Annotated in this window: 9 protein-coding genes and 1 pseudogene; 5 read left to right on the plus strand and 5 right to left on the minus strand. The window is 37.1% G+C overall.

What is annotated here, in order from left to right:
• Window positions 1–1,540 precede the first annotated feature (1,540 nt).
• Window positions 1,541–2,656, minus strand: coding sequence for an alanine racemase (gene alr, locus ACFIKR_RS06670; protein ID WP_375659310.1), 1,116 nt, complete (start codon window positions 2,654–2,656; stop codon window positions 1,541–1,543).
• Between the two features lie 1,027 nt (window positions 2,657–3,683).
• Between alr and ACFIKR_RS06675 the strand changes: the two genes are divergently transcribed.
• Window positions 3,684–4,511, plus strand: a complete 828-nt coding sequence (locus ACFIKR_RS06675) for a ferredoxin--NADP reductase (RefSeq protein ID WP_375659311.1) — start codon at window positions 3,684–3,686, stop codon at window positions 4,509–4,511.
• 37 nt (window positions 4,512–4,548) lie between these two features.
• Window positions 4,549–5,077, plus strand: a pseudogene (locus tag ACFIKR_RS06680) (hypothetical protein); the annotation flags it as partial.
• On the opposite strand, the gene eda reads toward ACFIKR_RS06680, so the two are convergent.
• On the minus strand, window positions 4,975–5,640 hold the full coding sequence (gene eda, locus ACFIKR_RS06685; RefSeq protein ID WP_375659312.1) for a bifunctional 4-hydroxy-2-oxoglutarate aldolase/2-dehydro-3-deoxy-phosphogluconate aldolase: 666 nt from the start codon (window positions 5,638–5,640) through the stop codon (window positions 4,975–4,977). The pseudogene ACFIKR_RS06680 and the gene eda overlap by 103 nt on opposite strands.
• Before the next feature lie 115 nt (window positions 5,641–5,755).
• Here eda and ACFIKR_RS06690 point away from each other — a divergent pair, with 115 nt between their 5' ends.
• The 3 genes from ACFIKR_RS06690 (at window position 5,756) to ACFIKR_RS06700 (ending at window position 10,116) form a co-directional block, all read left to right on the plus strand.
• A complete protein-coding gene (locus ACFIKR_RS06690; RefSeq protein ID WP_015856755.1) occupies window positions 5,756–6,673 on the plus strand; it encodes a rhodanese-related sulfurtransferase in 918 nt (305 codons plus the stop codon).
• A 1,649-nt stretch (window positions 6,674–8,322) separates the two neighbouring features.
• A complete protein-coding gene (locus tag ACFIKR_RS06695; RefSeq protein ID WP_375659313.1) occupies window positions 8,323–9,456 on the plus strand; it encodes a type III PLP-dependent enzyme in 1,134 nt (377 codons plus the stop codon).
• 75 nt (window positions 9,457–9,531) lie between these two features.
• A complete protein-coding gene (locus ACFIKR_RS06700; protein ID WP_375659314.1) occupies window positions 9,532–10,116 on the plus strand; it encodes a GNAT family N-acetyltransferase in 585 nt (194 codons plus the stop codon).
• Between the two features lie 1,100 nt (window positions 10,117–11,216).
• Here the strand turns inward: ACFIKR_RS06700 and ACFIKR_RS06705 are convergent.
• The 3 genes from ACFIKR_RS06705 to ACFIKR_RS06715 all read right to left on the minus strand — a co-directional run bounded on the left by ACFIKR_RS06705 (window position 11,217) and on the right by ACFIKR_RS06715 (window position 14,453).
• Complete coding sequence (locus ACFIKR_RS06705) at window positions 11,217–12,788, minus strand: DHA2 family efflux MFS transporter permease subunit (RefSeq protein WP_375659315.1); 1,572 nt, start codon at window positions 12,786–12,788, stop codon at window positions 11,217–11,219.
• A gap of 22 nt (window positions 12,789–12,810) precedes the next feature.
• Window positions 12,811–13,905 carry an HlyD family secretion protein gene (locus ACFIKR_RS06710; RefSeq protein ID WP_375659316.1) on the minus strand — a complete coding sequence of 365 codons (1,095 nt, stop codon included), beginning with the start codon at window positions 13,903–13,905 and terminating at the stop codon, window positions 12,811–12,813.
• A gap of 155 nt (window positions 13,906–14,060) precedes the next feature.
• The gene (locus ACFIKR_RS06715; RefSeq protein WP_375659317.1) at window positions 14,061–14,453 is read right to left on the minus strand and encodes a Fur family transcriptional regulator; all 393 of its coding nucleotides are present in this window, start codon (window positions 14,451–14,453) and stop codon (window positions 14,061–14,063) included.
• Between the last annotated feature and the right edge of the window lie 332 nt (window positions 14,454–14,785).

The following is a 14,785-nucleotide window of genomic DNA, read 5'->3' on the forward strand; positions in this document are numbered from 1 at the left end:
CATGTTACTATGGAATTATTTGTCTATTTTCTAGAATTTTGCATTGTTTTTTATAACATGAGCAAAATCGAAAAAGTCGACAAAAAGCTGTGTTTTGTCGGCAATAGGCATGCTCTCCTTTACATTCTACCGTATGACATGGTTTTTGACTAGTCGGCATCGGTTTAGCCAGCTAATTCATGTAAACGAGAGTGAAAACCTATGAGGATAGGGGCACGTCTGTTGCATGTGTTGTGACATACTACTTCTCACTAAGGTGACGACGACGGGTTGTAGAAAGAATAAAATCAAATTTAATGTTTTTGATGATAAAGACACGCGAAACTCTGTTGTTGCATCTTTTCGAGTCAAGAATTGTCTAAATATTTCTCTTTAATCTGCTTTTTGTAAATATGACGAAAAAATATGTAAGAACACCTGTCAGAATGAGCAAACGCAAAGCCAAATGTATTATGTTTTTTTTACAAGGGGTCTTATAAAAGCCGGCACATCTTTCCACTTCATTGCAAGTCAGTTTGTGACTTTACGGCGTTGTTTTCCTAAGAGCTCGTGTGCTTTAGCTGTTGCCTGTAAATCAACATCCAAACTTAATGCAGCGACATGTTTTAAGTCAGAGATTGAGACAAAAAAGAGCTTTATGAGTAGTTCAAGCTTTTGTATGCCAGATGATGGCGAGGGGATTGCGTATTTCTGTTGACGTAATCTTTGAAACTGGAAGACAATCTAATTTCATAGAAATATAAAGCCGTAAAGGTGAAACTCAATCCTCAGTTTGTCATCTCCTTTTAATTCAGCTTTACGGCTTTCAGAAGCATCTAAAGCAATGTTTTTTTATAATGGGGATTACACATTGTCCCATGCTTTTATTTATTTGTTCTTTAATGGGGACCCCCTCATGTAAAACAGAACACTCCAAAAAGAATATACTTTGGTTGTTAATTCACGTGTTTGTTTTAAAGAGACATTTCGCTCCCAATTCCATTTCGCGACGGCGCTCGTGAATGGTACAACGATAAATCTATTGAGAGCCCCCCAATCTTTACGCTCTATGAAGGAGGAAGTTGGCACTATCATACACTTTTTCAGCCGCTTAATGTTATAGCCCTTGGCACTTGAGATGGTTCATAAGAGGTATTCTTTTCTTAAATCATTTTTATCTACACATAGTCCAGTTTGTGGTATGCAAGCGAATGATTTTGATTGCTTCAATATGAACAAAGCTGAAAATAAGAGAAACTTACAAGATTGGATGTTTTGTTTGATATCTAGAGAATTAATATTTTGGTTTAATTGGGCATTTCATTTTAAAAACTTTGCAGTAGATTCTTTTTTGTCAATTTATGGGGGAAAGGCTAAGCTTTTGTATTTTTGGTGAAAGCTACTTCCATAAAACAGTTCATCAACTTGTCTGTTTTGAGATTTCTGTGAATGTGCGGTGTCTATGATCATTCTATGTGATTGATTGTTGTAAAATCTTTCATAAAAAAACCTCAATTTTCTAAAATGATGATTTTTATCAATTTATTTCTTTAAAGAGTTTTTATGTGTAAATGTATTTATAGCGGGAGCCAAGAGATGTTAGAATTTCATTGGGAAGGGTATCGGCATCTATAGATACTTTTTCAACTGTTTGATGGGGACCAATGAGTTCTACCCAGTCACCAGTTTGAGGTTTTTGTTCAAGATCGGTCGTATCTACAATAATGGAATCCATAGAAACCCGCCCAACCATGGGAAGTTTGTGCCCGTTGAAATAAACAGTTCCTTTATTCGAAAGAGTACGGAGCCAGCCGTCTGCGTAGCCTATAGAAATGGTTGCAAGAGTGCTTGGTCTGTTGGTTATAAAGCTTTCTCCATAACCAATAGGTGTACCTATATCAACAACGCGGTTTTGAATGACTTGGGCTTCAAGTTTTAAAACAGGTTTCAGAGGTGATGGGTGTTTCCCCCGCGGATCAACTCCGTAAAGTGCAATGCCGGGGCGAACAAGATCAAAATAAAAATCTGATCCTAGAAAGATACCTCCAGAATTGGCAAAGGAAACTTTGCAAGCAGGCAATTGCGCAAGGATGTTTTTTAAAGTAGCCAATTGGGCATAATTGGATGGGTGGGTATCATCTTCTCCGTTAGAAAGATGACTGAGAATATATTTTATTTCTGCTTTTTCGAAAATTGTAGGGTGTTTGATGAGTTTTTGTAATTCTTTTTGATCCAGTCCTAATCGGTTCATATGGGTATCGATTTGAACAATTGCTGGAAATTTTTTATCTTTTTTTTGACAAATTTTTTGCCAATTTTCAATGGCATTCCAAGAGTTTAGAACAGGAACAATACCAGATTGTGCGACAAACTCTTCTGCTAAGTGTGGAAGTCCATTTAGAAGGACAATCGTGACATGTGATGGTAAGATGCTTTTTAATTGGAGGGCTTCTATGATTTGGGCAACAAAAAAAGTGCGACAACCAGCTTGATAAAGGGCAGGAGCAATTTTGTGAGCTCCTAATCCATAGGCATTTGCCTTTACAACTGCTGAACATTGTGTTGGAGCTACACGTTTGGCTAAAGTGATATAATTGGAAACAATGGCACTGACATTGATGGTTGCTACAGCTACATAGAGTGATGTATTGATTTCATCATTAACGGATTTTTTCATTTTAAGAGCTTATCTGTGTTCGTAAAATACGGAGTTTTTTGGTTATTTCATTGAGGTTCTTTACGATATAGGGAAAGACACTATTTTCTATGGTTAAAATCATAAGGAGCTTATACTGAATTATGCACCATTAAAGTCGTTTTTTTATGTAAAATGGTACTCTGGATATAAGAGATATTTTAGTTTTATTTGTGTTGTTAGCAACACGGTATCTTCTAATAATTTGTAAAACATAGACTTTTGTTTTTTACTTATTTTCCTTAGTTGAGGCATATAAAAAAATAAAACATAGTTTATTGTATTGTATCATTTTGAAGAGTGCAAGATTAGGCTGTTGTTGCTGGTGCGATTGTTTTGATTAAACATTGCATTGGCTGTTTATTCAGAGAAGGTAAAATATTAAATTAACCACTCTAAATCAATGCATTATAAGTTTTCTATCATGGGGGGAAGATCATTTATCTGTGCAATTTTGGATGTCGTCTCATGCACTTAAAGTTATTTTTGTTAAATGGAAAACAGTGTGGTAAACACTTTCTGATATATTAAAAACTGTTGATTTAGAAAACCCGTTGATTTGAATATTGTCGCTTATAGAGCGCGTTAGATTCTTTTATTTATGGATATTTATGGAAAGCGCAGTGTAAAAAGGTCAGTAACGAAAACAATAGATGTAATGCCGGAAATCTTGTTGAAGATTCGTGCGGTTATCGTTCAATCAACAAAAATTTTATCTCTCTTATTTGAAGGTTTTAGGTCATAAGTTTTGTTAAGCGAGAGAGTGTTATAGCGTTACAATGGAAATATGCATTATGTGTTAAAGGGGAAAAGAGTACCGTGATTGTTTAATACTCAATGTTTTTGTTTTTCTTTGAATGGGATTTGTATTCGTATTTTCCTCATTCGTTTAATAAAGTGTTAATCTTGAGATTTTTGTTTTAAGAAAATTGTTGGCAGATGGTTATGCAAGTACTATATCACGTCAAGGATTCGAAATTTAACGTTCAATAAAGATATGGGGAAGAGTATGAATACGTCTGCTACTAATGTTCCGTCAAACATCAGCAGCGTTGCAAATTTTCCGATTCCTGAGAATGTGTTCGCCCTTACTGTCCAAGAGGTTTGCCACTATACAGATCGGTTATTTAAATTCCGTTTGAATCGTCCGGATAGTTTTCGTTTTCGTTCGGGTGAGTTTGTTATGATCGGTTTGCCAAATGCAGAAAAGCCGATTTATCGCGCTTATTCGATTGCAAGTCCCTTTTGGGATGAACAGCTTGAGTTTTTTTCGATAAAAGTTCCAGGGGGACCTTTAACCGAGCATCTCCAAAAAATTAAAATTGGTGATACAGTTCTCATGCGTAAAAAATCTACAGGAACACTGGTCCTTGATGCTCTTATTCCTGGAAAACGTCTTTATCTTCTTTCAACTGGGACGGGGGTTGCTCCTTTTGCAAGCCTTATTCGTGATCCTGAAACTTATGAAAAATTTTCAGAAGTTGTCCTTATTCAAACAACGCGTGAGCAGAGTGAGTTAGTTTATGCAAAAGATCTTGTTTCCTCTTTGCAACAAGATCCACTCATTGGAGAGTATGCACAACAGTTGAGATTCTATCCTATGACTACTCGTGAACCTTCTGAGCATATGGGCCGTATTACGACTGTTATGGAAAGTGGGGACTTTTTTGAAACAACTGGCCTTCCTAAAATTCATCCTGATGAAGATCGGGTGATGATTTGTGGTTCCATGGCAATGTTAAAAGATTGCGCAAGGATGTGTGAAAGTTTTGGTCTTGTTGAAGGGGCCAATAATGCTCCTGCTACTTATGTTGTAGAGCGCGCTTTTGTGGAGTAATGAGTGGAAAAGTTGAGGCTTTTTTGAAACAACCGGCCTAATCTTCTTTCAAACCGGTACGGTTTTTTTTCCTTTTGCAAGCTTTATTCGTGATCTTGGCACTTATGAAAAATTTTCAGAAGTTGTCCTTATTTAAATAACGCGTGAGCAGAATGAGTTAAGTTATGCAAAAGATCTTTTTTCCTCTTTGCAACAAGATCCACTCATTGGAGCATATGCACAACAGTTGAAATCTTATTTTATGACCACGCGCGAGCTTTCTGAGTATATGGAGCGTATTACGACTGTTATGGAGAGTGGATGCTTTTTTGAAACAAGCTGCTTTGAAACAATAGCACTCTCCTAAATTCATCCTGATGAAGATCGGGTGATGATTTGTGGTTTTATGACAATGTTAAAGATTGCGCAAGGATGTGTGAAAGCTTTGGTCTTGTTGAAGGGGCTGATGTTCTTGCATTTTACATTATATTGTAGAAAGAGCTTTTTTCGAGGGAGAGGGAAGTTGCGATGCAGTATATGCTAATGCAGTAATCGAATCCCAATCACTTATTGCAATGAGTTGTTGAGGCGCTATCCAAGAACCGCCAACGCAGAAGACGTTAGGCAGTTGGAGCCATTGTGTTGCACTTTTTTGTGTAATACCGCCTGTTGGGCAAAACCGGACATCAGAGAAGGGAGATGCTAAAGCTTTGATGAAGGAAATACCTCCAGCGGCTTCAGCTGGGAAAAATTTGAGATATGAATAGCCTTTGTTTAATGCTTGCATGAGTTCACTTGGGGTCATTGCAGCGGGAAGAAGGGGAATTTCACTATTTTTTGCACAATTGATTAATTCATTTGATAATCCGGGGCTTACAATAAACTTGGCTCCCGCTTGTTCGGCTTTTTCGTAATGTGTTGTGTTGAGAATTGTTCCGGCTCCAACAATTGCTTCAGGGACTTCTTGTGTAATTTTCTGAATTGCTTTGAGGGCATTTGGTGTTCGCAAGGTGATCTCAATTGTTTTTAATCCGCCTTTGACAAGAGCGCGTGTTAAGGGTACAGCACTTTGTAGATTGTCAATGAGCAAAACAGGTATAACAGTTTGTCCTTGGAGATATAGTAAAAGCTTTTCTCTTTTTTGGCACATGATATTTTTTCTTCTTGGAGATGATATTATTTGTATCGTTTGATTAAGCACAATATGTTAAAGAGTACATGAATAAATCTTGAAATTGAATGAAACGCGCGTTATGGCAAAACACATGGAAAAGAATTTTAAAGTTGCTGCACTTTATTGCTTTGCAGATTTGAAGCATTATCATCAATTGCAAAAACCTTTGCAGGATTTATGTCAAGCAAAGGATATCAAAGGCACTTTGCTTTTAGCACAAGAGGGAATTAATGGAACGGTTGCTGGTTCTTGTGCTGCGATTGAGGCATTGGTGGATTTTATTACCGCTGAGCCAGCGTTTCAAACGCCGGAGATTAAATATTCATGGGCATCAAAAATGCCTTTTCATCGCATGAAAGTGCGGTTGAAAAAAGAGATTGTGACAATGGGGGTTGAAGGTGTTGATCCGCTAAAAGTTGTTGGTACTTATGTGGATCCTGAAGATTGGAATGCTCTTATTCAAGATGAAGAGACAATTTTGATCGATACGCGTAATGATTATGAATATGCGATTGGGAGTTTTCAAGGAGCGATTGATCCGCAGATTAAAACATTTCGCGAATTTCCTGAATGGGTGCGTCAACATGAAGCTGATTTAAAGAAGAAAAAGAAAATTGCTATGTTTTGTACAGGCGGTATTCGGTGTGAAAAATCAACAGCTTATGTACGTGAACTTGGTTATGAGCAGGTGTACCATTTAAAAGGAGGTATTCTAAAATATTTAGAAAAAATTCCAAAAGAGGAAAGTTTATGGTGGGGTGAGTGTTTTGTTTTTGATGAGCGTGTTTCTGTTCAACATGGTCTTGAAGAATGTGGACGCGAATTATGTCGCGCGTGTCGTTCCCCTCTTAATGCTGAAAGCAAATTATCGCCTCATTATGAGGAAGGTGTTTCCTGTGATGCTTGTTATAACACGCGTAGTGAAGCCGATAGAGAGCGCTTTCGTGAGCGCCATAGGCAGTTTCAATTGTTGAAGTTGCGTGCAATTGATTCTCATCAAGGGACATAAGGATAGCACAGTGTAGGGCTGTAAATTTTAGCGTTTTTCTCTTAAATTTAAGAGAAAAGAGTTTTTTGATATTGGTAGAAAAATATTTTATAAGACCGGATATTATTCGGTCTTTTTGTCTATGTTAGATTATTTGATTTATAAATAATCATTATAGATCGTTTGCTCTCCTTACATTTCATAGGATTGAGTTTTTAAATACTTTTCATTTTAAAATAGAAACTCTCTTCACCAACAGCGCAGGGGAGGGAGATTTATAGCTTAAGAGAAAAGCGTATGAATAAGATGTGATTAATAAGAGGAGATGAAAAAGCAGATGCTAGGTGGGAAAAATAAAATGATAATAGGAGTTTATGATTCCAAAATTTAATATAATACATTAATTTATAATGATAAATTATTTTTATTTGAATAAAAGAGTTAAATATTGTGAACTTTATTGCTTTCAAATTAGATGAGAACAAATCACGTAAAACTCATTCACCTGTACGTTACAAATGGGAGAAACGTGTGGACAAAAATCATTTTAGATAAGGTGTTATGAAACATTTCAATGTAGGAGTTTCTGTAATATTGGGAGTTGGCAGATAGAATGGGGGCACTGGCTTGTACTTTCATAAGTGTAAAGAGGGTGCGATGTAGTTAATTTATACTACACAAGCTATATTATACGAGGAATTTTCATGATATTTTGCTTAAGCGATGCTGTGAAATGAATGTGGAAACAGGGATGTTTTTTAGGATGTCAATAAGAAAGATAATGGTATTTGTTGGAGGAAGGACATCGTTATCTTTAAAGATGATAGTGTGTTAGTCGTTACTATCCCCAGTTTTCAGTTGTTTTTTATTTGTGATGCGCAAAAGAATGATCTTAACGAATTCATTGTAAGAGGGGTGAAATAAGAGAATTTTATGATGAGATTTTTGTTTAAAGGCAAAATAATAAATTATCATTATAAATTAATGTGTTGAGTAATTTATTTTGCGTTATTTTCTGCTGCGGATATTAGGAGATAGAATAGGGTAAAGAAACGAGGGGCTTTAAAAGCAAGACAGTGATTTATGTTGCACGGATGATGTAAAGGGTCTGATCTCATGAAAGCGGATGGATAGCTTTGTCTGGTGGAAGAGAGTGTTGTTTTTTCGCATCATTTTATCTTTAAGAATTAAAAAATGTTTAAAATTAAAAAAATGATTGAAATGAGCAAGAATTCGTTTTATAGGATGCATTGCCCAAAGTCGCACGTGCCTGTGGGTGTCCGCTGGTTCTCAAATGGTGAGATTAACCGGTACGGTACCTGGAACTAACCGCTCCAGTCATTCTTACAGCCAATTGCAAGAATGAGGACATCTTGAAGCAACGACGGTGCGGGCCTTTCTGGTGTCTTCCAGTTTTAAATACTGGGATAACTATAGAGGCACACCTCATTGCCTTCAGTGCGGAAGTGGTTTTCTCAACTCCAATCAAAAAGGCAGATAAAATAGAATAACGCGGCTTCGCGCTGTTCTTTCGCTGCATACAATGCTAATTTCTGGTTTTTTGTAATCAGAATGGGGATAGTTGTTGTGTGTTTTTTGTCCTTTAGCTTTTGGCAGCTTTGGCTGTCCAAGCATAGAGTGGGGGAGCTTTCCCTCAAGGAGAATTGCAGATGGCAACGCAACGTATTCGCGATTTTCTTGCAACACATCGTTCTGAAGGTCCATGCTTAATTGTTGACCTTGATGTTGTTCGTGACAACTATTTAAATTTTGAAAAAGCTCTGCCGCAGTCGCGTATTTTTTACGCAATAAAGGCAAATCCAGCACCTGAAATCTTGCGTTTGCTTGCTTCTTTAGGATCTTCTTTTGATGCGGCTTCTGTTGCAGAAATTGAAATGGCTTTAAAAGCAGGAGCAACGTCAAAGCGTATTTCTTTTGGGAATACGATTAAAAAAGAACGTGATATTGCACGAGCATATGCATTGGGTGTTTCACTTTATGCAGTTGATTGTGTTGAAGAAGTGGAAAAAATTGCGCGTGTTGCTCCAGGAGCACGTGTTTTTTGCCGTGTTCTTACCGATGGAAAAGGTGCAGAGTGGCCATTGTCACGCAAATTCGGTTGCGTCCCTGCTATGGCGGTTGATGTTCTAAGACGGGCACACCAATTGGGTTTGCAAGCCTATGGTGTTTCTTTTCATGTTGGGTCTCAGCAGGTTGATCTGAGTGCGTGGGATCGTGCTTTATCGGATGCTGCTACAGTTTTTAAGCGTTTGGAACAAGAAGGCATTTCGCTGAGGTTGGTGAATATGGGGGGCGGTTTTCCAACGCGTTATTTGAAAGATGTCCCTACAGAACAAGCTTATGGTACAGCAGTTTTTGATTCATTGAAAAAGCATTTTGGTAATCGTATTCCTGAGACGATTATTGAGCCTGGGCGTGCGATGGTTGGCAATGCTGGTGTTATTCGTACAGAAGTGGTTCTGATATCTAAAAAAGCTGATAATGATAATGTACGATGGGTTTATCTTGATATTGGAAAATTTAATGGTCTTGCTGAGACTATGGATGAAGCCATTCGTTATCCTATTGAGACACCTCATGATGATAAGGTTATGGAGCCTTGTATTTTGGCTGGACCAACATGCGATTCGGCAGATGTTCTCTATGAAAAAACACCTTATCCGCTTCCTCTATCCCTAACGATAGGAGATGAAATATTGATTCATGGGACGGGTGCTTACACAACAACTTACGCATCGGTTGCTTTTAATGGTTTTGAGCCTTTGCGATCATATGTGATCTGAGGTTTCCTTTTAACTATAGGTTTTTTAGATTTTTTGCTATGCTCGTCATGGCGCTATAAGAGGGCGGTCATTGAGATGAACATGATGAATTTTCAAACAAAAGATGGGGCATGTTTTACACTTTTATTGGAGCAAGAAGCAGATAAGCCTTATCGAGAAATTTTGCTTGATTCAACGATGGGGTATGGACGTAAACGTAAATCATCAGAGGCTTTACGTCGTGGTCGGTTAGCTGCTCAAGGACTTTCTTTTGTGGTTAAAAATGCGCTTGGAGAGCTTGTGGGAAGTGTCCGTCTTTGGCATGTTTCTTTTTCTAAAGGAAAAAATAAAACACAACATGCTTTACTTTTGGGTCCCTTGGCTGTTGCATCTGAATGTGCTGGTCTGGGAATAGGATCAGTTTTGGTGTTACACGCAATTGAAACAGCAAAAAAATTGGGATATGGCGCCATTTTGCTGGTGGGGGATTTTGAATTTTATCAACGTTTTGGCTTTTCAAATAGTTTAACAGAAAATTTGGCAATGCCTGGTCCTTATGAAAAGCATCGCTTTCAAGCGTTGGAACTGATACCACATTATCTTTCTGGGTGTTATGGTACTTTAGTTCCTAGTGGAGAACGAGAAGTTTCGAATCGTTTTCAGCATCATAAAGTGGCTTGAAGATAGTGTTTAAATTTGTTTTTCAACAGCTGGCGTTGAGAAGAGCATACTATTCTGACTAGTGCCAAAGTATTTAGCGGTACAAAGTTTTGGGGAGTTGTATTGCGATTTTATTATATGGCTTTTTCTTTATGTGGCTGGTTTCTTATTTTTGATAATTTCAGTTAAGTGAGTAGGAATATATTTAAAGCTCATTTTTTTTGGAATAGCGTCCTGTTTTATAATATTAAGGAACCGGATTTTTGAGTGGTCTTGTATTCTTTTAAAGCCGGTATCATCATGCAGTTTTCCAATTTTCAATATCGTTGGTAGATCGTGCATCGAAACGGTTGGATATTTTACTTTTTTCGTAAGCAGTTTTTATCTCTTTGCTTTTTATGTGCAAGGGAATAGTTTTGATTGATTCAATAGAGAGACATTTTGAGAAATTTTATACAATTTTAGTGCTTGTTCAAAGAGTATAAAAAATAAAATTATATGTTCAAAAGCAACTTTTTTGAAAAAAATATATCATTATTTTTTTTGCTATAAAGGTAGATTGTTTTGCAATTGGCATGAGAGTATCAAATACAAAATGATTTTCTCATGTAAAATTTTGTATCCAGAATCAAAAAAATGTTCTCCTATATATTATAAGGGAAATAGGTGAGTGAATAAAAATCACAAGAATCATCAATCTTTTATGAATATTCTTGTGAGAATCAAAAGAGTGAAGGGCAAAGAATCTTACAGAATAGTTTTTATGAGGATAGTAGCGTAAAAGGGGGGGTAGATAGATGAGAGATTTAATGACAGGCGCAAATATTGTTTTAATGTTTTTTGCCCTACGGTGGTAAATCAAAAATCTTATAGAAATAGCTGCTTTATCTTTATGGTGTGGAGCACTTTAGATAAGCTCTTTGTTTATTATCATCTAAAACAATTCTTGTATGCGAGAAGTTATTTTTAAGTGCGTAAAGAGCCCGCATTGAAAAGAATTTTTATCAGAAGAATCATTTAGAATCATATGTTGATTTATACTGTCTCTTGAGAAGAGATAAAGTGCATAGGAAGCGAGGAAGGTGATAAAGAAAAAAAATATTTCTCAATTTTAATTAAGCTTAGTGACTTGGTGGTGCATCCATGAGAGGTGGTATTTTTTTAAGAAAAATGGTCATAAATGTCAAAATAATAAAGATAATGGTCATAATAAAGAAAATATCACTAAAAGCCATAATCGTTGCTTGTATGCGTACCATACCAAACAATTGAGAAAGAGCAAGAGTATACGAATCAAAGGTTTCTGTTTTGAAAAATAAAGTAAGCTTTGAAAGCATTTCAGTTGCTTGTCTGTTTGCGTAATTAAGCGTTTCGGCTATTCGTTCATAATGGAAGTCTGTGCGTTTTGTCATGAGAGTGCTGATAATCGCAAGCCCTACAGCACCACCTAGATTCCGTGTGAGATTAAAGAGTCCAGAAGCATTTTGCATTCGTTCTGGCGGGAGTGTTCCCAAGGCAATGTTATTAACAGGAACCATACATAACATCACAGAAGCACCACGGAAAACTTGCGGCCAAAAGAGTTGCCAAAAATCCCAGTTATCTGTGATAGAGCTCGCCATCCAAGTGCCTATTGCAAAACCCAAAAGTCCTATTGCCATCATTAAACGTGCATCCATTCGGGCTGAAAGAAATCCAGCAAGCGGAGCAGTTAATAACATGGCGAATCCTGAAAGAAACAATGTTTCTCCAATCATGAGGGCATCATAATGGCGGATTTGGCTTAAATAGACAGGATAAAGATATGTGAGTCCATAAAGACCTATTCCCAGTGCAAAGGAAAAAATGGATGCAGCAGAAAAATTAAAATTAGAAAAAGTAGAGAGATCTACAATGGGTTCTTTTGCTGTAAAAGTACGCCAGAAGAATAAGGCTGCAGCAAGAATCATAATAATGAACAAATCCCGAATCAGCCTATCACTCAGCCAATCATGACGTGCTCCTTCTTCTAGAACATACTCTAAAGTTCCCAAGAAAGTAGCCATAGAAATGAGGCCTAACCAATCAAATTTCTTCATTAAAGAGGGATCAGCTTTATCAAAATCAATTAATTTCCAAGCGAGAATTGAGATGATAATCCCAAAGGGTACATTGATGAGAAAGAGCCAATGCCATGATGAGAGATGACAAATATAGCCTCCCACGGTTGGACCAATGGTGGGGGCTAATGTTGCGACCAGTCCGACGATAGGGGTAACAATGGGACGTTTGGAAGGAGGAAAAAGGACATAGGAGGCAACAAAAACACTAGGGATAATTCCACCACCAATAAAACCTTGTAGTGCGCGATACAAAATCATCTCTCCAATAGATGTTGCCGTTGCACAAAGAACAGAAGTAATCGTAAAACCGATAGCTGATAAGGTAAAGAAAACACGTGTTGAAAGCAATCGTCCTAAAAATCCAGAAAGCGGCAACATGATGACTTCAGCAATGAGATAGGAAGTTTGAACCCATGAAATTTCTTCAGAGCTTGCTGCAAGCCCCGCTTGAATTTCAGCTAAAGAAGAGGAAACGATTTGGATATCTAAGATTGCCATAAACATGCCAAAAGACATAGCAATAAAAACTATAATTTTGTGCATTCCTATGCGTTCTTGAGATTGTATGGGCTCTGGTATGGAAGATGTCATAGTAAGATCTTCTACTTTTTTGTTATAAGAGACTTTTATTTTGTGGACTTGTACGTGTATCAACTTTCACTGAAACACTCATTCCTGCTCGGATATGTCCGGTTTTTAAGACTTCTTCTGGAATAGAAATACGTACGGGAATGCGCTGGACAATCTTTGTAAAGTTACCAGTAGCATTTTGTGGAGGCAAAAGAGAAAAAACAGCGCCTGTTGCGGGCGAAATAGAAAGCACGTTTCCTGTAAAAAACTCCTTTTTGAATGCATCAATAGCAATATAAGCCTTTTGTCCTGCGTGAATATTTTGCAACTGTGTTTCTTTATAGTTGGCTTCAATATAAAGTGCATGTATGGGGACTAACGCCGCAAGACGTTGGCCATTTACAACAAAATCTCCCGTTTTTGCTGTTAAATTTCCTATAACGCCATCAAATGGCGCTCGTATAACGGTCGAATCAAGATCACGTTGTGCTTTTTCACGCGTGAGTTCTAAACTCTTTGTTTGGCTTTCTATTTCACTTCGTTGCGCTTCTAGCACTCGGATATTCGCACGTGCTGCAGCCATTTGTGCGTCCGCTCTGTTAACATTCGCAACGGCTTGTTCATAAGCTGATTTGGCATCATCAACCTCGGATTGAGGAGCATAACGATTTTTTTTCAGTTCTGTTACACGTTTTAAGGTGAGTTGTGCATTGGTTGCTATGGCTGAAGCGGCTGCTTTTTGTGCTTTTGCATCATCTAAAGCACTATGAGCGGCTGTGATTTGTGCATCAATGCGTAGAAGTGTTTTTTTCTGTGTGTTAAGATGTGCGTCTGTTTGATCCAAGGCTATTTGATAATCACCGTTGTCTAGGTAAAATAAAACATCGTTCTTTTTTACAACTTGGTTGGCTTTAATGGCAATTTTTTCAATATATCCATTTAATTTAGTCGCAATAGCTGCTATATCTCCTTGCACGTAGGCATCGTCAGTGGAGAGTATATAACGCCATTGCGTTATATACTTATAGCTAAACCAAAGCAGAGAAAGTGCAAAGACAATAAGAAGAGCTTTGATTACTTTCTTTTGTTGCGTTTTATTGAAGTTTTTGGTTGAAAAAATTGTCTCAGTTACGGACATGATTTTATACTTTCAATATTTATGTTCCACTGAGTATAATAAACCCATCACTATAGACTAGGGTGATATACATGCAAGGACGATAAGAGCTTTTCAAGCAATAAGATGATTTTTGAAACATAATGCTAAAAATATGAACTTGCAAGTTCAAGGTCTTATTTTGTTACGCATTTTTTACAAAGTCCTCGTACTTCTAGGGTGCTTTTGTGGGCTTGGAAGTCAACAGCTTGAACCATCTGTTTTAAACTCGATACAATCGTTTGATTTTGTATTTCATTGACTTTACCACAGTTTTCGCAAATTATAAACGTTGTAAGTTCATGTTGACAGTTTTCAGGGTGTAAACAGACCATAAAGGCATTTACACTTTCAAGACGATGAATACACTTTAACTGTACGAGTTTTTCTAACGCACGATAAACTTGGAGAGGTGCACGAAAACCTTCTTCGCGTAAGTGATTGAGAATCGCATAAGCACTTAAAGGCCCTTTTGCGTTTTTTAAAGTGTTTAAAACCAATGTTTGGTTACGCGTCAGTTTAGATGACATTGACATCTTCCTTTTGCTCTTATGGCAAAGCATAAAGCGTGTAAGAGGTTTATGCAATGGTGATTATAGAATATGTACTCTATCTTTAGGCTTTTACATGACATCATTGTGATATGTAAGAAAAGTTGCAATCGTTGTGAGGGGAGGGGTATTATAATCTGAAAGCCGCTTTTATCTAGCAAGGAACTTTTTATACGCTTTTTATTTTAGTGTAATGTATTGAAATACAACCAGTTGTTTATGTTATTTTATTTTAAAAAAAGTAAAAAATGATATTGACTCTTTATTTGAAAGAGTACTATATACAGCGGGTAACGAGAGCGGTTTCTGCT

It is taken from the genome of Bartonella sp. MR30HLJHH, assembly GCF_042194195.1.
GTDB lineage: Bacteria > Pseudomonadota > Alphaproteobacteria > Rhizobiales > Rhizobiaceae > Bartonella > Bartonella grahamii.

What these genes read in the sequence shown, in the direction of transcription:
- alr (WP_375659310.1), bottom strand. Translation starts at nt 2,656, where the DNA reads ATGAAAAAATCCGTTAATGATGAAATCAATACATCACTCTATGTAGCT.
- ACFIKR_RS06675 (WP_375659311.1), top strand. Translation starts at nt 3,684, where the DNA reads ATGAATACGTCTGCTACTAATGTTCCGTCAAACATCAGCAGCGTTGCA.
- eda (WP_375659312.1), bottom strand. Translation starts at nt 5,640, where the DNA reads ATGTGCCAAAAAAGAGAAAAGCTTTTACTATATCTCCAAGGACAAACT.
- ACFIKR_RS06690 (WP_015856755.1), top strand. Translation starts at nt 5,756, where the DNA reads ATGGAAAAGAATTTTAAAGTTGCTGCACTTTATTGCTTTGCAGATTTG.
- ACFIKR_RS06695 (WP_375659313.1), top strand. Translation starts at nt 8,323, where the DNA reads ATGGCAACGCAACGTATTCGCGATTTTCTTGCAACACATCGTTCTGAA.
- ACFIKR_RS06700 (WP_375659314.1), top strand. Translation starts at nt 9,532, where the DNA reads ATGAACATGATGAATTTTCAAACAAAAGATGGGGCATGTTTTACACTT.
- ACFIKR_RS06705 (WP_375659315.1), bottom strand. Translation starts at nt 12,788, where the DNA reads ATGACATCTTCCATACCAGAGCCCATACAATCTCAAGAACGCATAGGA.
- ACFIKR_RS06710 (WP_375659316.1), bottom strand. Translation starts at nt 13,905, where the DNA reads ATGTCCGTAACTGAGACAATTTTTTCAACCAAAAACTTCAATAAAACG.
- ACFIKR_RS06715 (WP_375659317.1), bottom strand. Translation starts at nt 14,453, where the DNA reads ATGTCATCTAAACTGACGCGTAACCAAACATTGGTTTTAAACACTTTA.